Source organism: Stappia stellulata (genome assembly GCF_020176715.1).
Lineage (GTDB): Bacteria > Pseudomonadota > Alphaproteobacteria > Rhizobiales > Stappiaceae > Stappia.
The window spans coordinates 108,566-132,364 of record NZ_JAIVMF010000010.1; the positions used below are offsets into that span (position 1 = coordinate 108,566).

The window sequence follows — 23,799 nt, forward strand, 5'->3', positions numbered from 1 at the left end:
GAATGGCGGCGCGGCGACGGTTCGCGCCGCCGTCAGGCCGCACCTGCGGCCGGGAGGCCAGCTTCATCGCAGGCGAGCTGGTTGCGAAGCCAGGCGCTGAAGGCCAGAACCGGCGACTTGTTCTTCCGCTCCGGGCCGGTAAGCAGATAGTAGCTGCCGATCGAAATCTCGGTGTCGAAAAGCTCCACCAGTTGTCCTTCCCCGATCTCCCGCGCCACCGAAAGCTGGGTCGCCAGTGCGATGCCCTGATGGGCGGCCGCCGCGTCCAGTCCGAGGCTGGCTGTCCAGAGCTTTGGGCCGGAGAGCGGTGCCGTCGGCTCGATGCCGGCAACCTTCAGCCAGCGTCGCCACTGGGTGTGGTCGCGTTCGTGGATCAGCGATTGCCGGGCAAGCGCCTGCAGGCTTGCCGGACGGCCGTTGCGCGCCAGCCACAGTGGGCTTGCGACCGGAAACATCCGCGGCGTGACCAGAAGTTCCGCCTCCGCCGGCAGTTCGTCGTCGGGGCCGTAGCCGATGAAGAGATCCGCCTCATGGGCGGCGAAATCGGGTGCCGTCTCGGTCGCGCGGATCGAGACGTCGAGGCCGGGCAAGAGCCGTTCGATCTCCGCCAGCCGGGGGCCGAGCCAGCGCCCGGCAAGCCCCGGCATCGCCCAGACCCTGAGGCTTGTCGGCGCCCCGCGCGGGGCAACGGTCTCGAAGGCGGTCGCAAGGGCGGCAAAGGCCGTCTCGCTCGCCGCGAACACCTGTTGTCCCTCCACCGTCAGCCGCGCGCCGCGCGGACCGCGCTCCAGCAGTTTCGCGCCCGCCCAGGCCTCCAGCGCCCGCAGGTGCCGGCTCACCACCGTATGCGATACTCCGAGTTCGGCCGCGCCCTTGCGGATGCTGCCGGTGTGGCCGACGGCGTGAAGCGCGCGCACGAGATGGAGCGGGGGCAGGGCGGGAAGCGGCATGACGGTTGGTCCGGAAAAGCGGTGAGTGGAAACTCTAGTGCACCAGGGTGGCTGGCGCAATCGCGGCTCCGCCGATGCGCGCGCGCTGCTATGGCGGAGGGAGAGACCGTGTTCCCGCACCATCGATGGAGCCACCATGACCGCCAAGACCAATGCCGCTCTCGCCGCCCGCCGCGCCGCCGCCATTCCGCGCGGCATCGCCAATGCGACCGCGATCTACGCCGAACGGGCGCTGAACAGCGAGGTCTGGGACGTGGAAGGCCGGCGTTACATCGATTTCGCCGGCGGCATCGCCGTCCTGAACACCGGTCACCTGCATCCGCGCGTGATCGCGGCGGCCCGCGCGCAGATGGATGCCTATACGCACACCGCCTTCCAGATCATGCCCTATGAGCCCTATGTGCAGCTTGCCGAGAAGCTGAACGCGATTGCACCGATTGAGGGCCCGCTGCGCAGTGCGTTCTTCTCCACCGGCGCGGAGGCGGTCGAGAATGCGATCAAGATCGCGCGCGCGGCCACCGGACGTCCCGGCGCGATTGCCTTCACCGGCGGCTTTCACGGCCGCACCCATTTGACGATGGGCCTGACCGGCAAGGTCGCGCCCTATCGCGAGGGACTGGGCATCGGCCCCGCCGGCATTCATCATCTGCCGTTTCCCTGCGCCGCCGAAGGTGTCAGCGTCGCCGACACGCTGGCGGCCCTTGACCGGCTGTTTCGCGCCGACATCGCGCCGAAGGACGTGGCCGCAATCATCATCGAGCCGGTTCAGGGCGAGGGCGGTTTTCATGAAGCGCCGAAGGAACTGCTCACGGCCCTGCGCGAGATCGCGACCCGCCACGGCATCGTGCTGATCGCCGACGAGATCCAGTCCGGCATCGCGCGCACGGGCAAGTGGTTCGCCATCGAGCATTCCGGCGTCGCGCCGGACCTGATCACGGTGGCCAAGTCGCTGGCCGGCGGCTTCCCGCTGTCGGGCGTGGTCGGACGCGCGGAGATCATGGACAAGGCCGCTCCGGGAAGCCTCGGCGGCACCTATGCCGGCAATCCGGTCGCCTGCGCGGCAGCACTCGCCGTGCTGGAGGTGATCGAGGAGGAAAAGCTTCTCGCCCGCGCCGACGTCATGGGCGCGCGCATCCGCGAGCGGCTCGAGGCTTTCGCGAAAACGCCCGCCGGATCCCGGATCGACGCGCTGCGCGGCCCGGGCGCGATGATCGCCTTCGACCTGGTGGACGCGGATGGAAAACCGGATGCGGCGGCGGCCAAGGCCGTTGCGACCCGCGCGCTGGAGGCCGGCCTGCTGCTTCTGACCTGCGGCATCCATGGCAACACGGTGCGCATTCTCGTGCCGCTGACGGTGTCCGACGCGGTGCTCGACGAAGGCCTCGGCCTGCTCGAGCACGCCCTTGAATCCTGAATAAAACGGAGCTGACGCAATGGCTGACACATCCTATGCAAGCGTTCTGGAAACCCGTTGCCTGATCGATGGCGCCTGGCTCGGAGAGGGCGAGACCCCGGTCACAGACCCTTCGCGCGGCGAGGTGATCGCAAAGGTGCCGCATCTCGGATCTGAGGCGGCAACACAGGCGGTGGACGCGGCCTCCGCAGCCCTTGCCGCCTGGGGTGCGGCGCCGGTGAAGGCGCGCGCCCGCATTCTCCGGGCCTGGCACGATCTGGTGATGGAAAACCGCGAGGCGCTGGCCGCCCTGCTGACGGCGGAGCAGGGCAAGCCGCTCGCCGAGGCGCTGGGCGAGATCGACTATGCCGCCTCCTACATCGAGTATTACGCGGAAGAGGCAAAGCGCATCCTCGGTGAGGTGATTCCGGCGGCAGCCGGAAATGCGCGCGCCATGGTGCTGCGCCAGCCGATCGGCGTGGTCGCGGTGATCACGCCCTGGAACTTCCCGGCTGCGATGATCACCCGCAAGGTCGCCCCGGCGCTTGCCTGCGGCTGCACCATCGTGCTGAAGCCGGCGCCCGAGACGCCGCTGACCGCGCTTGCGCTCGCCCGGCTTGCCGAGCGCGCCGGGGTGCCGGCCGGCGTGCTGAATGTCATCACCGGCGATGCACCTGCCATCGGCGATGTGTTCCTGTCGCATCCGGATGTCCGTCTGGTGGGCTTCACCGGGTCGACGGCGGTCGGCAAGCACCTGATGCGCGGTGCCGCCGACGGCATGAAGCGGGTGGCGCTGGAGCTTGGCGGCAATGCGCCCTTCATCGTCTTCGACGACGCCGATCTCGATGCGGCGGTCGCCGGCGTGATCGCCTCCAAGTTCCGCAACATGGGCCAGACCTGCGTCTGCGCCAACCGGATCTACGTGCAAAAGGGCGTCCACGACGCCTTTGTCGAGCGGCTCGCCGCCGCCGTGCGTGCGCTCAAGGTCGGCGACGGCCGCGAGCCGGGCGTGCAGCAGGGCCCGCTGATCAATATGGCCGCGGTCAAAAAGGTGGAGGCCCATGTCGAGGATGCGCTTGCCAAGGGCGGCACGCTGGTCACCGGCGGCAAGCGGCACGGGCTCGGCGGCACCTTTTTTGAGCCGACGGTCGTGACCGGCATGCGTGCCGACATGCTCGCGGCCTGTTCGGAGACCTTCGGTCCGCTGGCGCCGGTTTTCGCCTTCGAGACGGAGGCCGAGGTGCTGGCGGCGGCCAACAACAGCGACGCGGGCCTTGCCGCCTATTTCTTCACCCGCGACATGTCGCGGAGCTACCGGATGCTGGAGCGGCTGCAATTCGGCATGGTCGGATGCAACACCGGCGTGTTGTCGTCGGAACTTGCACCCTTCGGCGGCGTCAAGCAGAGCGGAAACGCGAGGGAAGGGTCGCATCACGGCATTGCGGAGTTCACCGAGCTGAAATATGCGGTAATCGGTGGCCTGGAGCTTTGAACCCATGATGCAGTCGAAACCCGTGATCGCCGTCATCGCCTGCGTCCGTGAGGTCGAGGGCGAGGCGGCAAGCATCGTCAAGCGGCGCTATCTCGATGCTGTCGCGCGTTTTTGCGACGCCGTACCGGTGATCGCCCCGGCGATGGGCTGCGCGGCCGACGCGGCGGCCTTGGTGGCGCGCGTCGATGCCGTGCTGCTCACCGGCTCGAATTCCAACATCGAGCCGTCGCGCTACGCGCCGGAGATGGCCGGATCGCCGCCCTACGACCCTGAGCGCGACGAGACCTCGGCCGGGCTGATCGCCGCCACGATGGCGGCGGGAAAGCCGCTTTTCGGCGTCTGCCGGGGCTTGCAGGAGATTAATGTCGCGCTCGGCGGGACGTTGGTCGACGAGCGTGCGGCCGGTCTCGACGGTCCCTCGCATCATGCGCCCGAAGGGGTCGACCTCGCGGAGATGTTTGCCTACGGGCACGACGCGGTCGCCGAGCCGGGCGGGGTGATGGAGACCATCGCGGGAACCGGGCCGGTGAGGATCAACAGCGTGCATTTTCAGCGCGTCGACCGTCTCGCGCCCGGATTGCGCGTCGAGGCCCGTTCGCCCGACGGCGTTGTCGAGGCGGTGTCCTCCGCGCCGGGCCGGCCACCCGTTCTGGCGGTACAGTGGCACCCGGAATGGCAGCCCGAGGGACGCGCCCACGACATGGCCTTCTGGCGTCATGTCGGCAAGGCGGCGCGCGCGGCAATGCGCTGATCAATCCGCCATCTCGATAAAAAAAATCTATCTCTCGAATTCTGCATTCGAATTGGACACATCACCGCGGATGCCCTGAAATACTGGTATCTGACAACGGTGAAAGTGCTATGACAGACAAGAAGCTTTATCTGAAATTCCTCGAGTCTGGCGTGCAGGGGATCATTTCCCTTTATTGGGAAAACGCCCCGGAGACCTGCAAGGCAATCTGGGGGGCGCTTGAAACCCCGATCCAGGTTCCCGCCAGCCACGCGATTTTCTCGGGTCCGGAAATCATGATGGGTCTGCCCGAAAGCGCCCGCACGTTCGACCCGACGACCCTTCCGCCGGAAAACCAGACCGTCTACCCCGAGCCCGGCGACATGCTGTGGTTCTACCAGCCGAAGAACTTCTTCAAGATCGATCCCGACGAGTTCTGGGAAATCGGCATGTTCTACGGCGTTGGCGGTCGCACGTTCGGCCCCACCGGCTGGATCCCTTGCACGTATTTTGCCCGGATGACCGAAGGCCTCGACGCCATCGCCGAGCAGTGCAAACTGATCCGCAAGGAAGGCATGAAGACGATCGAACTCGGTCGCCTCGTGTAATACCCGACGGATGCGGCCCGACTGTGCCGGGCCGCATCCGTCCCGACTGCAAGAAAAACCCAGAGAGGACCTCTGCCATGAAGGTGATTACGACATTTGCCGCCTCCGGCATCGCGGCGCTGATGGCGACCAGCGCGCTCGCCGCCGGCGAGACCATCACAATCAATTCCTTCGGCGGCGCCTACGAAAAAGCGCACCGTCAGTGCATTATCGATCCGTTCGAGAAGGAAACCGGCGCGACCGTCCAGATCGTGACCGCCTATTCCGCGGATGCCTTCGCCCAGCTCCGCGCCCAGAAGGACGCGCCGCAGTTCGACGTCATCCACTTCTCCGGCGGCCAGGAGATCGTCGGCGCCAAGGAAGGCCTGCTGTCGCCGATCGATCCGGCCAGCCTGTCGAACGCGGAAAATCTCTACGACATCGCCAAGACGAATCTTGCCGCAGGCGAGGGCCCGGCCTATTCGATCGCCGCCATCGGCCTCGTCTACAATTCCGAGACCGCGCCGAAGAAGCCGGCCAAATGGGCCGATCTCTTCGACAAGGCCTATGCCGACCACATCGTGCTGACCGATATCTCCAACGGCTACGGCATGCTCGGCTTCCTGATGCTCAACAAGGTGCGCGGCGGCACGCTGGATGACATCCAGCCGGGTCTCGACGCCGTGACCGAGCTGCTCGACAATGGCGCCATCGTCGTGAACACCTCGCCTGAGATCCAGCAGGAATTCGCCCAGAACGACGCCTGGGTCGCGCCTTATGCCTCCGACTATGCCTTCACGCTGCGCAAGGCCGGCCTGCCGTCCGCCTTCGTGCAGGGCGAGGAAGGCACGCCGGCGAGCTTCATCACCGCCAACCTCGTCGCCGGTCGCGACAACCAGGACCTGGCGCTGAAGTTCATCGACATGTCGATCTCGCGCGAGGCGCAGGAGTGCTTCGCCGGCGAGCTGCGCTACTCGCCGACCAACAAGACGGTCGAGCTGTCCGATGAGGTCGCTGCCGACGTCGCCTATGGCGAGGCCGCCGTGGCCGGCCTGCTGCGCTTCGATCCGACCGTGATCGAGGCGAAGCGGTCGGAGTGGGTCGACGCCTGGAACCGGACCATCGCCCGCTAAGCCGACACGACACCGCACCGCCGCGTGGCAGTATCGCCGCGCGGCGGTCGCCTTTTCAACGACCGTCCGGCGCGAGCCGGCGCAAGGCAAGGGATCCCGATGAACGATCGCGCGGAAAACACGCTGCTGGTCTTGCCTGGCCTGGCTTTGCTGGCCCTGGCGTTCTTCGTCCCCATCACCCAGATGCTGATCCTGTCGGTGTCCGGCGATGACGGGCCGACGCTGGCCCATTTCACCCGCTTCCTGGGTGACCCCTATTATCTCGGCGTGCTGTGGCGCACGGTGCGCCTGTCGATCCTGATCACCGTGATCTGCGCGGCCATCGGCTTTCCGCTTGCCTACATCATGGCGCGAGTCGGGCCCCGGCTGCGGCTGTGGCTGATCGTGCTCGTCATCCTGCCGCTGATGACCAGCGTCGTGGTGCGCACCTTCGGCTGGATGGTGCTGCTGTCGCGCTCCGGGCTGATCCCCGAGATGCTGCGCGACATGGGCCTCGTCGGCCGCAATTTCGCGATCATGCAGACCGAGACCGCCATCGTCATCGGCATGGTGCAGGTGCTGCTGCCCTTCATGACCCTGTCGATCCTGGGCATCGTCACCCGCATCGACCCGCGGCTGGAAGAGGCCGCGCGCACCATGGGGTGTTCCTTCCTCCAGTCGCTGCGCACCGTGGTGCTGCCGCTGGCGGTTCCCGGCATCATTGCCGGCTCGCTGCTGGTCTTCACGCTCTCGGCAAGCTCCTTCGTGACGCCTAACCTGCTCGGCGGGTCGCGCATCCAGGTGCTGGCGGCCTCCATCTACCGCTCGGTGACGCAGACGCTCGACTGGCCCTTCGCGGCCGCCCAGGCGGTGATCCTCTTCGTCGGCATCCTGCTCATCCTCGTGCCTTACGCCCGTCTCGCCGGAGGTCGGTCCAATGGTTAAATCCATCTCGACGCCGCTGCGCCTCGCCACAATGGTGTTCGTGGTGTTCACGGCGATCTTCCTGCTGGCGCCGCTGGTCGTCGTTGTCGGCGTGTCGGTCTCCGAAAGCCAGTTCATCGCCTTCCCGCCGTCCGGCTTCTCGCTGCGCTGGTACGAGGAGGTGCTGGGATCCGACGCCTATGTCGGGGCCGCCTGGATCAGCCTGCGGGTGGCGATCCTGGTCACGCTGACGGCGACCTTCGTCGGCGGCGCGGCGGCGATTGCCCTGCACCGGCGCAAGCTGCCGTTTTCCGGCGCGCTGGCGACCTTCTTCCTGTCGCCGCTGGTGCTGCCGACGATCATCTACGCCATCGGCATGCTGATGCTGTGGAGCGCGATCTTCGGTCCCGTCTCCATCGTCACGCTGTGGCTGAGCCACACGGTGATCACCATCCCCTATGTGGTGCGCACCACGCTGGCCGTGCTGTCGGAATCCGATCCCTTCCTGGAAGAGGCGGCGCAGACCATGGGCGCAAGCCGCCTGCAGCGGCTCTGGCTGGTGGTCGTGCCGCAGTGTCGCCCCGGCCTGATCGCCGGCGCCTTCTTCGCCTTCAACATCTCCTTCGACGAGGCGGTGCTGGCGCTCTTTCTGCGCAAGCCCGGTCTCACCACCTTGCCGGTGCAGATCTATGGCCAGCTCGAGTTCAGCCCCGACCCCTCGGTCGCCGCTGTCTCCACCATCATGATCGCCCTCACCATCACCTTGATCCTGGTTATCGACCGCCTGCTCGGTGTCCAGAAATTCGCGAGTGCCTGACCCATGGCTGATGTCCGTCTCACACAGATCAAGAAGTCCTTCGGCCAGGTCGAGGTTCTCCACGGGATCACGCTCGACATCGCCTCGGGCGAATTCATCAGCCTGCTTGGCGCCTCGGGCTGCGGCAAGACCACCTTGCTGCGCATCGTCGCCGGCCTGGAAGGCGTCACCAGCGGCACGGTGGAGATCGCCGGCCGCGACGTGACGGAGCTTCCGCCGGAAAAGCGCGACATCGCGATGATGTTCCAGTCCTATGCGCTTCTGCCGCATCTCTCGGTATCGGAAAACGTTCGCTTCCCCTTGCGCATGCGCAAGATCGGCAGCCGCGAGGAGCAGGCGGAAAAGGTGCGCGACGCGCTGGAGACGGTGCAGCTCGGCCATCTCGCCGACCGCAAGCCGCGCCAGCTCTCCGGCGGCCAGCAGCAGCGCGTGGCGCTGGCGCGGGCCATCGTCTCGCGCCCGCAGGTGCTTTTGCTGGACGAGCCGCTGTCGAACCTCGACGCCCGGCTGCGCGAGGACATGCAGGTGGAACTGATCGAGATCCACAAGCGGCTCGGCCTCACCTCCATCTTCGTCACCCACGACCAGGAGGAGGCGCTGAGCCTTTCCGACCGCGTCGTGCTGCTGAACGGCGGCAAGGTCGAGCAGGAAGGCGCGCCGAGCGAGATCTATTCCAACCCGGCGACCGGCTTTGCCTCGAATTTCCTGGGGGCTGCAAATCTCCTGCCGGCGACGCTGACGGAGACTGCCGCCGGACGTGCCGCGAAGCTGGAGGACGGGCAGGTGTTCCCGATCGAGACCGGCGCGGGCGAGGGCGGCGAGGTCACGCTCGCCCTGCGTCAGGAGGATGCGACGCTCTGCGCCGAGGGAGAGGGCCAGCTCACCGGCGTCGTCGCCGCGCGCATCTATCTGGGCGCGCGCAACCGCTATGTCGTCAAGGTTGCCGGCCACGAGGTGCGCGTGCTGACGGGGACGGAAACCCTGTATGAAAGCGGCGCCCGCGTCGGCCTGCAGATCGATCCTGCGCGCGTTCGCGTCCTGCCGCGCGACTGAGCCCGACCCCGCCGCAAGTTCCAGCGCCCCCGCCGCGGCAGATCGCCTGCGTCAGGGACGGCGCCACCCCAAGACGGAGACAACCGATCATGATCGCTTTCGAGACCGGCCTGTTCATCGATGGTGCCTTTGTTGCCGGGGAGGGCGCTTGCGAGCCGGCGCGCGACCCTGCGCGCGGCACGCTTCTCGCCGAGGTTTCCTCCGCAAGTCTGGCGCAGGTCGACCGCGCCGTCGAGGCCGCCCATGCGGCCTTCGCGACCTGGCGGCGCACGACGCCGAAGGAGCGCAGCCGCCTGCTGTGGGCGATCGCCGATGCGGTGGAGGCGAATGCCGACACGCTGTCGGAAGTGGAATCGCTCAACGCCGGCAAGCCGCGCCGCTTCGTCGCGATGGCGGAACTGGCCAATGTCGCAGATGTCTTCCGCTTCTTCGCAACGGCGGTCCGCAACATGCCGGCGGTCGCGGCCAACGGCTATCGCTCCGACACGATGACCTCGATGCTGCGCCGCGACCCGATCGGCGTGATCGCCTCCATCGCGCCGTGGAACTACCCGCTGCTGATGGCGGCGTGGAAGCTGGCGCCAGCACTTGCCGCCGGCAACACGGTGGTGATCAAGCCGTCGGAAAACACCCCGCTCAGCTTGTTGGCCTTTGCCGGCATTCTCGGCGAGTTCCTGCCCAAGGGCGTGGTCAACGTCATCTGCGGCAACGGTCCGGACGTCGGCCAGCGGCTGATCACCCACGATCTGGTGCGGATGATCTCGCTCACCGGCGACGTGCGCACCGGCCGCGCCATCCTGAAGGCGGCCGCCGGCGACACCATCAAGCGCACCCATCTGGAGCTTGGCGGCAAGGCGCCGGTGATCGTGCTCAAGGACGCCGATCTCGATGCGGTGGTCTCGACGATGCGCGAGGCGAGCTTCTACAACGCCGGTCAGGACTGCACCGCCGCCTGCCGCGTGCTGGTCGACGCCTCGGTCGCCGACGAACTCGCGGCGAAACTGGCGGAGATGGTCGGCAGCCTCGTCTACGGCGAACCGGAGCGCGACGACGTCGAGTTCGGCCCGCTGATCAGCCAGGCGCAGCAGCAGCGCGTCGCCGGCTTCGTCGAACGCGCCCGCGCCTCCGGGGCGGAGATCCTCGCCGGCGGCAACATCGTCGAGGGGCCGGGTTTCTTCCACGAGCCGACGCTGGTGCGCGCGCCGATCGAGGCGGAAATCGTCCAGAAGGAGGTGTTCGGTCCGGTGGTGACGTTGACGCCCTTCGAGACGCCGGAGCAGGCGCTCGCCTGGGCGAATGCCTCGGAATACGGGCTGGCGTCCTCGGTGTGGTCGCGCGACGGGCAGGCGGCGATGCGGATTGCCAATGCGCTTGAATACGGCATCACCTGGGTGAACACCCATGGCGTCTTTGCGACCGAGATGCCGCATGGCGGCATGAAGAACTCGGGCTACGGCTCGGATCTTTCCATGCAGTCGCTCCTCGACTACACCCAGGTTCGACATGTGATGATCGCCTCCTGACCGGATACGGCCAGGGTCGGGCGTCTGCGCAAGCCGGTGGATCCGTGATATGAATGACCGCATGCGCCTGCTGGACATGAAGACCTATGTCGTGCTGGCCCGAAATCGTCATTTCGGCCGTACGGCGGACGAGCTCAACACCACCCAGCCGGCGATCTCCAGCCGGCTGGCCTCCATCGAGCGCGAGCTGGGGTGCAAGCTGGTCATCCGCGGCGACGGCCGCTTTGCGCTTACCGCCGATGGCGAACGGGTGCTGCAGCATTTCGAGACGGTTCTCGACGACATCGATGCGCTGAAGGATTCGCTTGCCGGCGCCGACCACCACAGCCACGAACCCTTGCGCATCGGCGCGATCGATTCGGTGTCCTCGACCTGGATGCCGCAGCTGATCGAGGCGCTGCACCAGCAGTTTCCCGGGCTGAAGATCGAATTGACGGTGGATGGCACCAAGCCGCTCGTCTCGGGCATGCGCAAGGGCGAGTTCGACCTGATCTTCTGCCTGCACCCGGTGCTCGACGAGGGCTTTCGCAGCTACACCGCCTGCGTGTTCCAGATGAGCTGGGCCGGCTCGCCGAAGCTGATCGATCCCGACCGGGTCTATTCGGTGGCGAGCCTTGCTGACCTGCCGATCATCTCGTTTCCGAAGAACTCTCCGCCCTACCAGATGGTCGCGCCGTATTTTCACGACGAGCAGGCGCTGGCCTCCAAGCTGACCAGCTGCAATTCGCTGTTCGCGATCATCAACTTGCTGATTGACGGCTTTGGCGTCGGCGCGGTGCCGACGGTGACGATCTGGCGCGAGCTGGAAATGGGCCTGCTCAAGACGATCACCGTCACCAAGCGCTTTCCGCCGATGCCGATCATCGCCTCTTATCAGGCGAGCCTGCGTCAGGAGTTCATCGGCCAGATCGTGCGGCAGGCGAAACACTGCGTCGCCGACTATTGCGCGCGGGTCACACCCGACATGGTGTGGATCGACTGACGCGGCCCTGCACGGACCGCGTCTGAGTTGTGTCGGGCTGCCGTCAGGCGGCGGCGGCCTGGGCCGCGTTTGCGGCGCGCGCCTCGCGGAAGGACACGAGCCGGTTTTGCGCCTCGTCCCAAAGCGCAAGCTTCACGCAGGAAAAGCTCTCCCGCAGCGTGATCCGGCCGATGTTGCGAAGTTCCGGGTGGTCGCGCAGGATCTCCGGCAGGCGGTAGAACGGCACTTTCGAGCACAGGTGATGCACGTGGTGGATGCCGATGTTGCCGCTGAACCAGCGCAGCACTGCCGGCAGGTCATAGTGCGAGCTGCCATGCAGCGCGGCGTGCTGGAACGTCCAGTCGTCCGTCTGCGACCAGTGGGTCCCCTCGAACTGATGCTGGACGTAGAACAGCCACACACCGCCGGTGGCAGCCATCAGCGTGATCGGGATCTGCACCATCAGGAAGGGGCCGAGGCCGATCAGCCAGATCAGCCCGGCGACAGGAACCGCCACGGCGAGGTTGGTCGAGATCGTCGAGATCCAGGGCCGCGCGCCGGCGCGCATCAGGCCGATCGGCAGCCGGTACTGGCATACGAACAGCCAGGCGGGGCCAAGGCCGAACATCACGACGGGATGGCGATAGAGGCGGTAGCGCAGTTTCGCAAAGCGCGACAGCGCCTGGTATTCGGCGACCGTCAGCGTGTCGACATCGCCGATGCCGCGCTGGTCGAGATTGCCGGCGGTGGCATGGTGGACGGCATGGGTGTGCCGCCAGTAGTCGTAGGGGGTTAGCGTCAGGACGCCGATCACCCGGCCCACCCAGTCATTGGCGGAGCGTCTGGTAAACAGCGAACCGTGACCGCAGTCGTGCTGGACAATGAACAGGCGGACCAGAAAACCGGCCGCCGGAATGGTCAGCAAAAGCCCCCACCACTGGCCGTGGATCGCGGCAAGCGCGCTCAGCGCCCACAGCGCGGCGAAAGGCACGGCCGTGAGCACGATCTCGAGACAGCTGCGCAATGTGCTCGGCGCCCTGTATTGCATCAGGACCTTGCCCCAGGCACGGGCCTCGGCAGCCTTCATGGCGTGATCTTCAGGGGATGGGTGCATGGAAACCTCAAGAGACGGATGACCACCTTGATGTGGTCTACCGGCACGACGCGATCAAGACGGACCCTGCCGCAACAGCTCGCGCGTGAACGAAAAAAGGCCGGGCAATGCCCGGCCTTTCTGGATACCGACGATCGCGCCCACCGGATGACGGTCGCGGATCGGAATCGGTAACTCAAGCTTCCTGCAGGTTGTCCGCAGCGCTCTTGCCCGAACGGCTGTCCTTGACGACGTCGAAGGACAGCTTCTGGCCTTCCACGATCGTGTGCAGGCCAGCGCGCTCGACGGCGGAGATGTGGACGAACACGTCCGGGCCGCCATTGTCGGGCTGAATGAAGCCGAAGCCTTTGGTGGTGTTGAAGAACTTAACGGTACCAGTGTTCATGACGATTTCCTTTCAATCGGTCACAAAGAAATGCCCGCCACGCGAAAGCCGCGCGACCAGCGGTTAGGATCGACATTGAGAAGGAAGTTCGTCGTAGCGCCGAAGCACGGTAACAAAGTTCTACCAGCAAGATCGATGAAGAGCTTATAGCCGCAATCGGTGTTCAAAATAAGATGCTAAAAAAAATAAATTCTTCAGGGCGGTTAACGCCGGGCGGCCTGCGCCGGCCACGCCCGGAAAACGGCTCGGACCGGGCGGATCGCCTCCACCGTCATTCGGTGCTTTTCTCGAACTGGACGCCGAGTTCCGTCCCCGTGCGCCAACGCACCAGGGCAATCACCTGGATGTCCTCGTTGACGATGCGCAGTTCGAACCGGTCGGGAATGTCGATGGTGCTGGGCAGCTTGAGCAGCGCGCCGTCCTCCGACAGGTTGCGGACGCGGCAGTCGAAAACCATCGTGTGATTGCCAAGAACGATCTTGCCGCTCTTCAATGTGCGGTGACGGGGGCTGCTCCGCCGGTTTTTGTCGCTCATCGTGTGCTGGCCCCGCTCCACGTCCTCGTTGATTGTCATCATCCCCGATCATCCTATGCCTATTCGGCCTGATTGCGCCCGCAATCGGGCAATTTCGCGCCCTGTTCCTAGGTGGCGCAGGCAATGCACAGTGACGCCGCCGGGTCGGCCTCAAGCCGCCCCTGCGCGATCTCCTCGCCGCACGACAGGCAGTCGCCATAGGTGCCGGCATCGATACGGTGCACGGCGGCGTCGATCCGGGCAAGCTCGGCGACGCGTTGGCGCTCCGATGCCTGCGCCATTGCCTGTCCCTGAAGGGCATCCATGCGCGACAGCCGTCCGACGGACTGCTGGTCGAGGGAAACGACGCTGCGGGCATCGCGCGCCATGGCGCTCAGGTCAACGAGCTCGCGCCTGCGCGCGAGCAATGCCCGGCGTGCGTCTTCCGGATCGATCATCGGTGTGGTTCCCGCTGCCCTCGACGATGGCAAGGTTCCACAGCCGTCGCCGTCGCGCAATGGGGCTGATCGCGCCGCCGGCTCCGGGCGCGGCGCACGCCAATGCTTGACCGCAGGCCCCCGGGCAGGCATTCCCTTGGAGACTTGCGTCTCTTTCGATCGCGAGGGTGGAGCCCAAACATGACGTATCTGATAGCCGGACTGATCATCTTCTTCGGGGTACATGCCCTGCCCATGCGTCCCGCGCTGCGCGGTCGGATGCGCGAGCGTCTGGGCGACCTCGGCTACAAGGCCGCTTTCGCCCTTGTCTCGCTTCTGGGTCTCGTGCTCATCATCCATGGGTACGGCATGGCGCGCGCCGCCGGGTCGCCGATCCTGTATTCGCCACCGGTGTGGATGAGCCACATCACCATGTTGTTGATGGTTCCGGTGTTCGTGCTGCTGGTCGCCGCCTATGCGCCGACAGGCACGGTCAAGGCCCGCAGCAAGCATCCGATGATTCTCGCCGTCAAGATCTGGGCGCTCGCCCATCTCCTGGCGAACGGCGACCTGGCCTCGGTGGTGCTCTTCGGCAGCTTTCTGGCATGGGGGGTCGTCGATCGCATTTCGCTCAAGCGGCGCGGCGACATCGGCGGCGCCGGCGCACTGCGCAAGTCGATCGCGGGCGACGCGATTTCGGTGGTCGTCGGTCTCGCCCTTTATGCCGTGTTTGTCGTCTATCTGCATACGTGGCTGATCGGCGTGCCGGTGATCTAGCGGGACGCGCGGTTTGGCCGCCTCACTTGTGCCATCAAGACGCGCAAGGGAAGCGGTCGAATGCGGACAGGAAACGGTTCGTGCGCTGGCGTTGACGGCGGTCAAAGGCCGTTTGCCAGTCTCAGGTCAAATGGATAAGGTGGCGCCGCGCGGCACGGATCGCGCGCTCCATGCATTGTTTTCGGGAAAACGCAGCGTATGTCGGACATTTTTCGCGAGGTCGACGAGGAAATCAGGCACGAGCGCTACAAGCGCCTGTGGGACCGCTTCGGACCGTATCTGATCGCCGGGGCCTTACTGATCGTCGTCGGCACGGCCGCCTATCGCGGCTGGGTCTACTGGCGCGAGACCGAGGCGCAGGCGTCCGGCGATGTCTTCGTGCAGGCCGTACGGCTTGCGGAAGAGGGCAAGTTCGCCGACGCCGAGGCTCGCCTCGGCGATCTGTCCGACGCGCCCGGCGGCTATCCGAGCCTCGCCCGGCTGCGCGCGGCAAGCCTTCAGGCCCAGGCCGGCGATCCGGCCGCGGCCCTTGCCCGCTTCGACGCGATTGCCGCCGACAGCGGCGAGAATGACGCGCTGCGCGACATCGCCCGCCTGCGCGCCGGCTATGTCGCGCTCGACACCCAGGATTTCTCCGGCGCCGCCGACCGGCTCGAGCCGCTTGCGGGTGACGACAACGCCCTGCGGTTCCTGGCACGCGAGGGGCTTGCGCTTGGCGCCTGGAAGGCGGGCAACACGGATGACGCGCGTCGCTGGATCGCCGGTATTCTCGACCAGGAAGGCGCGCCGAGCGATGTCGCGACCCGGGCGCGGACCTTGCTCGACCTGCTGAACGCCGCCGAGGGAACTCCCGACGACAAGGCTGACTCATGATGACAGTGCCCGGCTTCAAATGGGCTGCGCTCCTCGGCGCGGCACTTGCGCTTTCCGCATGCGAAACCGTTTCTGACCTTAATCCGTTCTCCAAGGAAGACATCCTTCCCGGCGAACGCGAGGCGCTGTTCGACAACGCCGATCCGATGTCCGGCCAGACCCAGGCCCGCAGCGCCAGCATCGGCGGCGCATCGGGCGTGACCTGGAGCCAGGGCGGCGGCAATGCGGCCAACAATCCGGGCAATGTCGCGGTGTCGATTTCCGGCGGACGCTCGTGGCGCTCCTCCATCGGCAGCGCCGGTGGCGGCATCTTCTCCGGCAGCGTGCGCACCACCGCCCGCCCGGTCTCGGCCGACGGGCGGATCTTCGTCTACAAGCAGAATGGCGACGTGGTCGCGCTGTCGACCAACGGCGGCCGGCTGTGGAGCCGCTCGCTGCGGCCCGAGGGCGAGCGTGATGTGGCCTCAGGCGGCGGTGTCGCCGTCGATGGCGGGCGCGTGTTCGCCGCCACCGGCTATGGCCAGCTTGCCGCCCTCGACGCCGCCTCCGGCCGCGTGCTCTGGTCGAAGGACATCGGCGCGCCCGCACGCCAGGCCCCGGCCGCGTCCGGCGGCAATGTCTTCGCCGTGACCCAGAACGGCGAAATTCACGCCCTGAAGCAGGGCGACGGCGAGGAAAACTGGACCTATACGGGGATCGCGGAAAACAGCGGGCTTCTCGCCTTCGCCAATCCGGCGGTTGCCGGCGGCATGGTGATCGTGCCCTTCACCTCCGGCGAGGTGATGGCGCTCGACATCAAGAGCGGCGAACCGAAGTGGATCGAGGGCGTGACCCGCTCCTATCGCACGCGCGCCGTCTCCGGCTTTTCCGATGTCGCCGCAAGCCCGGTGGTCTCCGACGGCGTGGTCTATTCCTCCGGCGTGTCGGGCCGGCTGGTGGCCAGCCGCCTGTCGACCGGCGAGCGCGTCTGGGAACAGGATGTCGGATCGCTGCACACGCCGGTCGTGTCCGGCAATGCGGTGTTCCTGATCGACATTGAGGACCGCATGGTCGCGCTTGACCGCAAGACCGGCGATCCGCTGTGGCGCACGGTGCTGCCGAATGTCGAGGGCCGCAAGAAGTCACGGATCAACTGGGCCGGACCGGTGCTTGCCAACGGCGTTCTCGTCGCCGTGTCGAGCGACAGCCGGCTGGTGCGCATCGACGCCGCGTCGGGCCGGATCCTTGGAACCTCCGAGACGTCGGAAGACATTTATGTTACCCCGATCATCGCGGGCGGACGCATGATCACCATCACATCGAAAGGCGACGTCGTCGCCTTCAACTGACGCGCGGACCGCGTTCCATTCCCGGCAACCGCCTAGGGCGCCGCCTGGGGGTCGGGCGGCCGCTTACCGGATGACGCACCTGTGCCTGCAATGATCGCCATTATCGGACGGCCGAACGTCGGCAAGTCCACCTTGTTCAACCGCCTCGTCGGCAAGCGCCTGGCGCTGGTCGACGACACGCCGGGCGTGACCCGCGACCGGCGTGCCGGCGATGCCCGCCTCGGCGATCTCCGGTTCACGATCCTGGATACCGCCGGTCTGGAGGAAGCGGACGCCCGCACGCTCGAGGGCCGCATGCGCGCCCAGACGGAAGAGGCGATCGCGGATGCCGATGCGGTGATCTTCGTCGTCGACGCGCGTGCCGGCATCACCCCCAGCGACAGCCATTTCGCCAATCTGCTGCGCCGGACCGAGACGCCGGTGATCCTGGTCGCCAACAAGGCGGAAGGCCGCGCCGGCGAGCCCGGTCTCTACGAGGCCTTCGGGCTCGGCTTCGGCGAGCCGATCGCGCTGTCGGCCGAGCACGGCGAGGGCCTGTCGGATCTCTATGACGCGCTGCTTCCGATCGTCGATGCCGCCGATGCCGTCGATGCGGCCTCGGAGTTGGAAGCGGTCGACAATCTCGACGTCAATGTCGATATCGATCCCGATGCCGAAGAAGAAGACAAGGGACCTGCGGCCGGAACCAAGGAAAAGCCGTTGCGCGTCGCCGTCGTCGGACGGCCCAACGCGGGCAAGTCGACGCTGATCAACCGCCTGCTTGGCGAGGAGCGCCTGCTCACCGGCCCGGAAGCCGGGATCACCCGCGACAGCATTTCCGTCGACTGGATCTGGCGCGATCGCCACGTCAAGCTGTTCGACACCGCGGGCATCCGCCGCAAGGCACGCGTCCAGGAGAAGCTGGAAAAGCTCTCCGTCGCCGACGCGCTCAGGGCGATCAAATTCGCCGAAGTGGTCATCGTCACGCTGGACGCGACCATGTCCTTCGAGAAACAGGACCTGCAGATCATCGAGCTGTGCGCCCGCGAGGGCAGGGCGATCGTGATCGCGATCAACAAGTGGGACCTGATCGAGGACCGCTCGGAGGCGATGCAGAAGCTGAACGATGCGGCGGAACGCTATCTGAACCAGATCCGCGGCGTCCAGATCGTCACCCTGTCCGGCCTGCACGGACGCGGCCTCGACAAATTGTTCGAGGCGGCCTTCAAGGCCTACGACATGTGGAACCGGCGCATTTCCACCTCGCGCCTCAACCGCTGGCTCGACGGCGTTCTGGTGCACCATCCGCCCCCCGCCGTTGCGGGACGGCGCGTCAAGCTGCGCTACATCACCCAGGCCAAGGCGCGGCCGCCGCATTTTATCGTGTTCTGCTCGCGCCCCGAGGCGTTGCCGGAAAGCTATACCCGCTATCTGGTCAACGGCTTGCGCGAGCGCTTTGAAATGCCGGGCACGCCGATCCGCCTCAGCTACCGCAAGGGTGAGAACCCCTATGCGGCCAAGGCGAAGAAGCGCAACATCCAGTAAGCGGGGCGGCGGTCTCCGTCAGCCCTTGTCGACGATGACGATGTGCAGCGCGCGCGGTCCGTGCGCGCCAAGCAGCAGCGTCTGCTCGATGTCGGCGGAGCGCGACGGGCCGGTGATCATGTTCACCGTGCGTGGCATGATGCCCTTGCCGAAGCGCTCGCGGATGCGCGCCCACACGCTTTCATAGTCGCCGGCGATATCGGCTTCCTCCAGCACGACGATGTGGTGCTCGGGCAGGAAATTGAGCGTCGTCGGATTGTCGGGACCGGAGACGAGCATCAAGGTGCCCGTTTCCGCCACGCCGCCGAGTGCATGCGACACGGTGGCGAGATCGGCGTTTTCCGCGCGCCCTTTCAGGATTTCCATGTGCTTTTGCGCCGACCACGGCATCTCGGCCAGCCGCGCGTCCTCGCCCATGCGCACGGTCGCCGGAAGGTTCTTCGATTTCAGATAGGCCGAGATCGCGTCCGGGACGTCCGCGCGCGAGGCAACCCGCACGACGCTCGCCTGGACCGCCTCCGCCATCTTCTGGAACAGCGCCGTGCGCTCGCTCTCCGGAAGCTGGCCGCGTGCCGGCAGCGGGCCGCGCGGGCTTCTTTGCAGCCGGTCGGCGACGGCGGCCTTGCGCTCGACATCATCGGCCTTGCGGCCCATGGCGCTGCGCATTTTGGCAAGGATCGCGCTTCTGGCGTCGCTCATGCCGCCTTCCTCCGTTTCGCCCACTGCGCCTGAAAGGTCTCGCCCTCCGGCGCGGGGAGGTCGCGGTATTTGGTCCAGCCGCCGGCAAGCGGCATTGCCGAAAAGCGCCCCTTGCTGCGCCCGAGACGTCCGAGAACGGCCATCGCCACGCGCGTCGCCGCCTGGTAGAGCGCCGGCCGCTTGGCGAAAAACGCCCAGGCGCCGAGCCCGTAGCGGGCGGTTGCCGGCGTGAGGTTTCGCGAGAACTCGCGCTCGCGCCAGTGACGCATCATCTTCGGCAGCGGGATGCGCATCGGGCACACGCTCTCGCAGCGCCCGCAAAACGTCGAGGCGTTGGGCAGGTGCCCGGACTTGTCGACGCCCATCAGCGACGGCGTCAGCACCGCGCCCATCGGACCAGGATAGACCCAGCCATAGGCGTGGCCGCCGACCGCGTGATAGACCGGGCAATGGTTCATGCAGGCGCCGCAGCGGATGCAGCGCAGCATGTCCTGGAACTCGCTGCCGAGCATCGCCGAGCGGCCGTTGTCGAGCAGGACGACGTGATAGTCCTCCGGCCCGTCGGGGTCGATGTCGCGTTTCGGACCGGTCGAAAACGTCGTGTAGACCGACATGTCCTGTCCGGTCGCCGAGCGCGCCAGCACCCGCAGGATCTGGGAGACGTCGTCCAGCGTCGGCACGATCTTCTCGATCGAGGCGACGACGACATGGGTCTTCGGCAGGTTCTGGGTGAGATCGCCGTTGCCCTCGTTGGTGACGATCACCGAGGTGCCGGTCTCGGCGATCAGGAAGTTGGCGCCGGTGATGCCGATGTCGGCCTCAAAGTATTTCTCGCGCAGCACGCCGCGCGCCTCGCTGAGCAGCGTGGTCGGCTCTTCCAGATTGCGCGCCGGGTCGAGATGGGTGTGCACCCGGCGGAAGTCCGCCTCCACCTGGTCCTTGTTGACATGGACCGCCGGCGCGATGATGTGGCTGGGGTGCTCGCCGCGCAACTGGATGATGTATTCGCCGAGATCGGTTTCCACCGGCGCGACCGCGTGTTCCTCCAGAAAGTCGTTGAGCCCGATCTCCTCGGTGATCATCGACTTTCCCTTGGTCACCGTGCGGGCGCTCTTGTCGCGGCAGATCTCCAGGATGATGCGCCTTGCGTCCTCGGCGGTCTCCGCCCAGTGCACATGGCCGCCGGCGGCTTCCACCTTTTCCGCATAGGCCTCCAGATAGAGGTCGAGATGCGCCAGCACGTGGTCCTTGATGTCGCGCGCATTGTCGCGCAGCACGTCGAACTCCGGCAGGGCAGCGGCGGCCTTGGCGCGCTTTTCGATGAAGCCCTTGCGCACGTTGCCGAGCGCGCGCTGCAACGGCGCGTCGTCGAGCGCCGTGCGCGCATTCTCCTTGAACCCGGGCGATGTGATCTGCATCTTCGCTTCGCTCCTTCGCGGGGCCCGTTGCGGGTCGCGTTCACCGGTCCGCCGGGAATTGGTGTCTAGCGCCGGCCGCCGCCGATCGCCGGCTGGTCCGTCATGCCGGCAAGCACTTCCGCCACGTGCCGCACCTCGATGGCGGTGCCCTCGCGCTTCAGCTTTCCGGCCATGTTCATCAGGCAGCCGAGGTCGCCGGCGAGCAGGACGTCCGCCCCGGTCTCGGCGATGGTCCTGGTCTTTTCGCCGACGATCTTGTTGGAAATGTCGGGATATTTCACGCAGAAGGTACCGCCGAAGCCGCAGCAGACGTCGCTGTCGCGCATTTCGCTGAGCTCCAGCCCGTCGACCGTTGCCAGCAGCTTGCGCGGCTGGCTCTGGATGCCGAGCTCGCGCAGGCCCGAGCAACTGTCGTGATAGGTCGCGGTTCCCTCGAAGCGCGCATCGACCGACGACACGCCGAGCACGTCGGTCAGGAAGCTGACAAGCTCGAACACCCTTGCGGAGAACGCTTCCGCGCGCTGCTTCATCGCCGGGTCGTCCTCGAAGAGTTCGACATAGTGCTTCTTCAGCATGCCGGCGCAGGAGCCGGACGGGGCGACGACATAATCATAGCCCTCGAAAGCGCGGATCACCGAGGCGGCGATGGCGCGCGTGTCATCGCGGTCGCCGGAGTTGAAGGCCGGCTGTCCGCAGCAGGTCTGTGCCGCCGGTACCTCGACCGTGCAGCCGGCGTCCTCCATCAGCTTGACGGCGGCAAAGCCGACGCTGGGGCGGAACAGGTCGACGAGGCAGGTGACGAACAGGCCGACCTTCGGCCTGCCCGGCGCGCCGCCGCCCTGGACATCGGCAAGGGGCGGATCCTGCGGCGCGGAAGATGTCATGGGGTCGTCGCTTCCTCTGTGGAGCGGCGGGGGGCACGCCGCCGCCGCGTATCGTCCTGCTTGGTGTCGAGCCTTTGCTCCAGGCGCATGGCCGACACATTGTTCCAGTTGCCGGTGCGCGCGACTTCATGCACCACCTGCTCGACGTAGTCTATATGCGCCGTCGCCGCCTTTGTGGCGGCCTCCGGGTCGCCGTCCATCACCGCAGTGTAGATGGCGCGGTGCTGGCACAGCAACTGCTCGCGCGAGCCGGGATTGCGGTAGAGTTGCGCCCGATTGTAAAAGACGCCGTCGGCCAGCAGCCGGTAGCAGGAGCGCAATGTGTGCAGCAGGACGATGTTGTGCGCGCTTTCGCCGATGGCCGAGTGAAACTCGACGTCGAGCTCGGCTTCCTCGGCAAAATCGGCCTTCTCATGCGCTTCTTCCATGGCGCGGAAGATGCGGGTGATGATCTCCCGGTCGGCCTCGGTCGCGCGCATGGCCGCAAAGCGCGCCGTCGTCCGCTCGATCTCGCGGCGGTACTCCAGATAGTCGGCGATCGCCGGCGGGTGGCGGCGCACAAGCTCCACGACGGCATCGGAGAAGACCGTCCCGATCACGTCCGCGACAAAGGTGCCGCCGCCGTGACGCGTGGCCAGCAGGCCGCGTTCCTCCAGCGTCTTAAGCGCATCGCGCAGGATCGGGCGCGAGACATCCACCTTCTTCGCAAGGTCGCGCTCGGACGGCAGGCGGTCGCCCGGCCGAAGGACTCCCTGAAGGATAAGCTCTTCAACCTGATCGACAACCGCATCCGCCGTGCGATTGTGCTGGATCTTCTGGAATACCATTTTCCCGTTCGATTATATTGCGGTGCGTGCAAGTAATTATTGCGACGCAACATTAAATGCTTCGCGCCAGTCTTCTTTCCGGCAATCTATTCCGTGTTGCGTTGAGTGGTCAATATTGTTATCCAATTAACCCGGAGCGGTTGTCTCGGTTGGGAGGCCGGGTCTCGCGGTTGCATTCAGACGGCGTCACCGACAAATTCGTGTGTCGGCAGGGGTCCATGGCAGTCGCGGGGAAGACATCGTTCCGCTTCAGGCGTGAGATGCAAAGGCATCACGTCGGGGAACTGCCGGAGGACTCTTTCCGGCAAGCCTTTTCGATGGGAGGACAGGTGCAGTGAAGAAGATTTTATCAGCGATTGCCGTAACGGCGTCCCTTGCCACCGTGGCGCCCGCCATGGCGCTGGACGAGATCAATTGGGACATGCAGTCGACCTATCCGGGCTCGCTCACGCAGCTCGGCACGCTCGGCAAGGTCTTGTCGGAGCGCCTGACGGCGGTGTCCGGCGGGTCGATCAATCTGAAATTCCAGGAGCCGGGCGCGATCGTCCCGGCGCTTGAGACCTTCGACGCGGTCGCGTCCGGCGCGGTGCAGGCCGGCTGGTCGACGCCTGGCTACTGGACCGGCAAGGATACATCGCTTGCGCTTTTCGCGGCGGTTCCCTTTGGTCCGCGCGCATCCGAATACATCGCCTGGATGAAATTCGGCGGCGGGCAGGAGCTGCTGGACGAGGTCTACAGCGCCTATGGCATCAAGTCGCTGGCCTGCGGCGTGATCGCGCCGGAAGCATCCGGCTGGTTCCGCAACGAGATCAACTCCGTAGACGATCTCAAGGGCTTGAAGATGCGTTTCTTCGGCCTTGGCGCCAAGGTCATGCAGAAGATCGGCGTGTCGACGCAGCTGCTGGCCGGCGGTGACATCTTCCCGGCCCTCGAGCTCGGAACGATCGACGCGACGGAATTCTCGATGCCGGCGATCGACCTCAAGCTCGGCTTCTACCAGGTCGCCAAATACTACTACTTCCCGGGCTGGCACCAGCAGTCGACGATTTTCGAGCTGATGCTCAACAAGGACGAGTGGGACGCGCTCGACGACCAGACCAAGGCCGTGTTCGAGACCGTGTGCGACGCCAACATCACCTACGGCATTGCCGAAGGCGAGGCGATCCAGCCGGCCGCGATCGCGGAGCTGAAGGAAAAGGGCGTCAACATCAAGCAGTGGGATCCGGCGATCCTGGATACGCTGCGCGGTGCCTGGCTCGAGGTTGTCGAGGAAGAGAAGGCAGCCAACCCGAACTTCGCCAAGGTTTGGGAATCGCTGACCGAATTCCGCAGCCAGTACGAGGGATGGTCGGAGCTCGGCTATCTGAAGTAAGCGACGGTCAGTAGACCGGCTTCGGCGAGAAGCAGACACGCCCCGCGGTCCTTTCCGGGACGGGCGGGGCGTGCGCCCGTCGCACGGGTGGCATGGTCCGGCCGC

At 66.2% G+C, this 23,799-nt stretch carries 24 protein-coding genes; 15 read left to right on the forward strand and 9 right to left on the reverse strand.

The window, feature by feature from the left end; all coding sequences use genetic code 11:
• Positions 1-32: 32 nt before the first annotated feature.
• Entirely contained in the window at positions 33-950 is a 918-nt protein-coding gene (locus LC092_RS13355) for a LysR substrate-binding domain-containing protein (protein ID WP_224807082.1), read from the reverse strand.
• A 136-nt stretch (positions 951-1,086) separates the two neighbouring features.
• Here LC092_RS13355 and gabT point away from each other — a divergent pair, with 136 nt between their 5' ends.
• From gabT to LC092_RS13405, 10 genes are all read left to right on the forward strand, one after another.
• Entirely contained in the window at positions 1,087-2,364 is a 1,278-nt protein-coding gene (gene gabT / locus LC092_RS13360; protein WP_224807084.1) for a 4-aminobutyrate--2-oxoglutarate transaminase, read from the forward strand.
• Between the two features lie 19 nt (positions 2,365-2,383).
• Positions 2,384-3,835, forward strand: coding sequence for an NAD-dependent succinate-semialdehyde dehydrogenase (locus tag LC092_RS13365; RefSeq protein WP_224807086.1), 1,452 nt, complete (start codon positions 2,384-2,386; stop codon positions 3,833-3,835).
• Positions 3,836-3,839: 4 nt separating this feature from the next.
• Entirely contained in the window at positions 3,840-4,586 is a 747-nt protein-coding gene (locus LC092_RS13370; protein ID WP_224807087.1) for a gamma-glutamyl-gamma-aminobutyrate hydrolase family protein, read from the forward strand.
• A 110-nt stretch (positions 4,587-4,696) separates the two neighbouring features.
• On the forward strand, positions 4,697-5,173 hold the full coding sequence (locus tag LC092_RS13375; RefSeq protein WP_224807088.1) for a DUF3830 family protein: 477 nt from the start codon (positions 4,697-4,699) through the stop codon (positions 5,171-5,173).
• 77 nt (positions 5,174-5,250) lie between these two features.
• Positions 5,251-6,285: an ABC transporter substrate-binding protein gene (locus tag LC092_RS13380; protein ID WP_224807089.1), complete on the forward strand. Its 1,035-nt coding sequence runs from the start codon at positions 5,251-5,253 to the stop codon at positions 6,283-6,285.
• Positions 6,286-6,384: 99 nt separating this feature from the next.
• Positions 6,385-7,209: an ABC transporter permease gene (locus LC092_RS13385; protein ID WP_224807090.1), complete on the forward strand. Its 825-nt coding sequence runs from the start codon at positions 6,385-6,387 to the stop codon at positions 7,207-7,209.
• The gene (locus LC092_RS13390; protein WP_224807091.1) at positions 7,202-8,005 is read left to right on the forward strand and encodes an ABC transporter permease; all 804 of its coding nucleotides are present in this window, start codon (positions 7,202-7,204) and stop codon (positions 8,003-8,005) included. The genes LC092_RS13385 and LC092_RS13390 overlap by 8 nt, the downstream gene beginning before the upstream one ends.
• Positions 8,006-8,008: 3 nt before the next feature.
• On the forward strand, positions 8,009-9,058 hold the full coding sequence (locus tag LC092_RS13395) for an ABC transporter ATP-binding protein (RefSeq protein ID WP_224807092.1): 1,050 nt from the start codon (positions 8,009-8,011) through the stop codon (positions 9,056-9,058).
• An 89-nt stretch (positions 9,059-9,147) separates the two neighbouring features.
• On the forward strand, positions 9,148-10,581 hold the full coding sequence (locus LC092_RS13400; protein ID WP_224807093.1) for an aminobutyraldehyde dehydrogenase: 1,434 nt from the start codon (positions 9,148-9,150) through the stop codon (positions 10,579-10,581).
• 49 nt (positions 10,582-10,630) lie between these two features.
• Positions 10,631-11,563 carry a LysR family transcriptional regulator gene (locus LC092_RS13405; protein ID WP_224807095.1) on the forward strand — a complete coding sequence of 311 codons (933 nt, stop codon included), beginning with the start codon at positions 10,631-10,633 and terminating at the stop codon, positions 11,561-11,563.
• A gap of 43 nt (positions 11,564-11,606) precedes the next feature.
• On the opposite strand, the gene LC092_RS13410 is transcribed toward LC092_RS13405, so the two are convergent.
• The 4 genes from LC092_RS13410 to LC092_RS13425 all read right to left on the reverse strand — a co-directional run bounded on the left by LC092_RS13410 (position 11,607) and on the right by LC092_RS13425 (position 14,013).
• On the reverse strand, positions 11,607-12,629 hold the full coding sequence (locus LC092_RS13410) for a fatty acid desaturase (RefSeq protein ID WP_224807097.1): 1,023 nt from the start codon (positions 12,627-12,629) through the stop codon (positions 11,607-11,609).
• A gap of 202 nt (positions 12,630-12,831) precedes the next feature.
• Positions 12,832-13,041, reverse strand: coding sequence for a cold-shock protein (locus LC092_RS13415; protein ID WP_029058547.1), 210 nt, complete (start codon positions 13,039-13,041; stop codon positions 12,832-12,834).
• Between the two features lie 271 nt (positions 13,042-13,312).
• Entirely contained in the window at positions 13,313-13,618 is a 306-nt protein-coding gene (locus LC092_RS13420) for a PilZ domain-containing protein (RefSeq protein ID WP_224807099.1), read from the reverse strand.
• Between the two features lie 65 nt (positions 13,619-13,683).
• The gene (locus LC092_RS13425) at positions 13,684-14,013 is read right to left on the reverse strand and encodes a TraR/DksA family transcriptional regulator (RefSeq protein ID WP_224807100.1); all 330 of its coding nucleotides are present in this window, start codon (positions 14,011-14,013) and stop codon (positions 13,684-13,686) included.
• A 180-nt stretch (positions 14,014-14,193) separates the two neighbouring features.
• Here LC092_RS13425 and LC092_RS13430 point away from each other — a divergent pair, with 180 nt between their 5' ends.
• The 4 genes from LC092_RS13430 to der all read left to right on the forward strand — a co-directional run bounded on the left by LC092_RS13430 (position 14,194) and on the right by der (position 18,494).
• Positions 14,194-14,769, forward strand: a complete 576-nt coding sequence (locus tag LC092_RS13430) for an NnrU family protein (RefSeq protein ID WP_224807102.1) — start codon at positions 14,194-14,196, stop codon at positions 14,767-14,769.
• A 198-nt stretch (positions 14,770-14,967) separates the two neighbouring features.
• Positions 14,968-15,642, forward strand: coding sequence for a tetratricopeptide repeat protein (locus LC092_RS13435; RefSeq protein ID WP_224807104.1), 675 nt, complete (start codon positions 14,968-14,970; stop codon positions 15,640-15,642).
• Entirely contained in the window at positions 15,639-16,970 is a 1,332-nt protein-coding gene (locus LC092_RS13440) for a PQQ-binding-like beta-propeller repeat protein (protein ID WP_224807106.1), read from the forward strand. Before LC092_RS13435 ends, LC092_RS13440 begins: the two co-directional genes overlap by 4 nt.
• 90 nt (positions 16,971-17,060) lie before the next feature.
• A complete protein-coding gene (gene der, locus LC092_RS13445) occupies positions 17,061-18,494 on the forward strand; it encodes a ribosome biogenesis GTPase Der (protein WP_263627132.1) in 1,434 nt (477 codons plus the stop codon).
• A gap of 18 nt (positions 18,495-18,512) precedes the next feature.
• On the opposite strand, the gene LC092_RS13450 is transcribed toward der, so the two are convergent.
• The 4 genes from LC092_RS13450 to LC092_RS13465 form a co-directional block, all read right to left on the reverse strand.
• Complete coding sequence (locus LC092_RS13450; protein ID WP_224807118.1) at positions 18,513-19,193, reverse strand: LutC/YkgG family protein; 681 nt, start codon at positions 19,191-19,193, stop codon at positions 18,513-18,515.
• A complete protein-coding gene (locus tag LC092_RS13455; RefSeq protein WP_224807120.1) occupies positions 19,190-20,611 on the reverse strand; it encodes a LutB/LldF family L-lactate oxidation iron-sulfur protein in 1,422 nt (473 codons plus the stop codon). The genes LC092_RS13450 and LC092_RS13455 overlap by 4 nt, the downstream gene beginning before the upstream one ends.
• Before the next feature lie 65 nt (positions 20,612-20,676).
• Entirely contained in the window at positions 20,677-21,495 is an 819-nt protein-coding gene (locus tag LC092_RS13460; RefSeq protein WP_224807122.1) for a (Fe-S)-binding protein, read from the reverse strand.
• Positions 21,492-22,322: a FadR/GntR family transcriptional regulator gene (locus tag LC092_RS13465; protein WP_224807124.1), complete on the reverse strand. Its 831-nt coding sequence runs from the start codon at positions 22,320-22,322 to the stop codon at positions 21,492-21,494. The genes LC092_RS13460 and LC092_RS13465 overlap by 4 nt, the downstream gene beginning before the upstream one ends.
• A gap of 334 nt (positions 22,323-22,656) precedes the next feature.
• Here LC092_RS13465 and LC092_RS13470 point away from each other — a divergent pair, with 334 nt between their 5' ends.
• Complete coding sequence (locus tag LC092_RS13470; RefSeq protein WP_224807125.1) at positions 22,657-23,694, forward strand: TRAP transporter substrate-binding protein; 1,038 nt, start codon at positions 22,657-22,659, stop codon at positions 23,692-23,694.
• Positions 23,695-23,799: the final 105 nt, after the last annotated feature.

Coding starts and splice junctions, on each gene's coding strand:
- LC092_RS13355 (WP_224807082.1), bottom strand. CDS start 950: ATGCCGCTTCCCGCCCTGCCCCCGCTCCATCTCGTGCGCGCGCTTCAC.
- gabT (WP_224807084.1), top strand. CDS start 1,087: ATGACCGCCAAGACCAATGCCGCTCTCGCCGCCCGCCGCGCCGCCGCC.
- LC092_RS13365 (WP_224807086.1), top strand. CDS start 2,384: ATGGCTGACACATCCTATGCAAGCGTTCTGGAAACCCGTTGCCTGATC.
- LC092_RS13370 (WP_224807087.1), top strand. CDS start 3,840: ATGATGCAGTCGAAACCCGTGATCGCCGTCATCGCCTGCGTCCGTGAG.
- LC092_RS13375 (WP_224807088.1), top strand. CDS start 4,697: ATGACAGACAAGAAGCTTTATCTGAAATTCCTCGAGTCTGGCGTGCAG.
- LC092_RS13380 (WP_224807089.1), top strand. CDS start 5,251: ATGAAGGTGATTACGACATTTGCCGCCTCCGGCATCGCGGCGCTGATG.
- LC092_RS13385 (WP_224807090.1), top strand. CDS start 6,385: ATGAACGATCGCGCGGAAAACACGCTGCTGGTCTTGCCTGGCCTGGCT.
- LC092_RS13390 (WP_224807091.1), top strand. CDS start 7,202: ATGGTTAAATCCATCTCGACGCCGCTGCGCCTCGCCACAATGGTGTTC.
- LC092_RS13395 (WP_224807092.1), top strand. CDS start 8,009: ATGGCTGATGTCCGTCTCACACAGATCAAGAAGTCCTTCGGCCAGGTC.
- LC092_RS13400 (WP_224807093.1), top strand. CDS start 9,148: ATGATCGCTTTCGAGACCGGCCTGTTCATCGATGGTGCCTTTGTTGCC.
- LC092_RS13405 (WP_224807095.1), top strand. CDS start 10,631: ATGAATGACCGCATGCGCCTGCTGGACATGAAGACCTATGTCGTGCTG.
- LC092_RS13410 (WP_224807097.1), bottom strand. CDS start 12,629: ATGAAGGCTGCCGAGGCCCGTGCCTGGGGCAAGGTCCTGATGCAATAC.
- LC092_RS13415 (WP_029058547.1), bottom strand. CDS start 13,041: ATGAACACTGGTACCGTTAAGTTCTTCAACACCACCAAAGGCTTCGGC.
- LC092_RS13420 (WP_224807099.1), bottom strand. CDS start 13,618: ATGATGACAATCAACGAGGACGTGGAGCGGGGCCAGCACACGATGAGC.
- LC092_RS13425 (WP_224807100.1), bottom strand. CDS start 14,013: ATGATCGATCCGGAAGACGCACGCCGGGCATTGCTCGCGCGCAGGCGC.
- LC092_RS13430 (WP_224807102.1), top strand. CDS start 14,194: ATGACGTATCTGATAGCCGGACTGATCATCTTCTTCGGGGTACATGCC.
- LC092_RS13435 (WP_224807104.1), top strand. CDS start 14,968: ATGTCGGACATTTTTCGCGAGGTCGACGAGGAAATCAGGCACGAGCGC.
- LC092_RS13440 (WP_224807106.1), top strand. CDS start 15,639: ATGATGACAGTGCCCGGCTTCAAATGGGCTGCGCTCCTCGGCGCGGCA.
- der (WP_263627132.1), top strand. CDS start 17,061: ATGATCGCCATTATCGGACGGCCGAACGTCGGCAAGTCCACCTTGTTC.
- LC092_RS13450 (WP_224807118.1), bottom strand. CDS start 19,193: ATGAGCGACGCCAGAAGCGCGATCCTTGCCAAAATGCGCAGCGCCATG.
- LC092_RS13455 (WP_224807120.1), bottom strand. CDS start 20,611: ATGCAGATCACATCGCCCGGGTTCAAGGAGAATGCGCGCACGGCGCTC.
- LC092_RS13460 (WP_224807122.1), bottom strand. CDS start 21,495: ATGACATCTTCCGCGCCGCAGGATCCGCCCCTTGCCGATGTCCAGGGC.
- LC092_RS13465 (WP_224807124.1), bottom strand. CDS start 22,322: ATGGTATTCCAGAAGATCCAGCACAATCGCACGGCGGATGCGGTTGTC.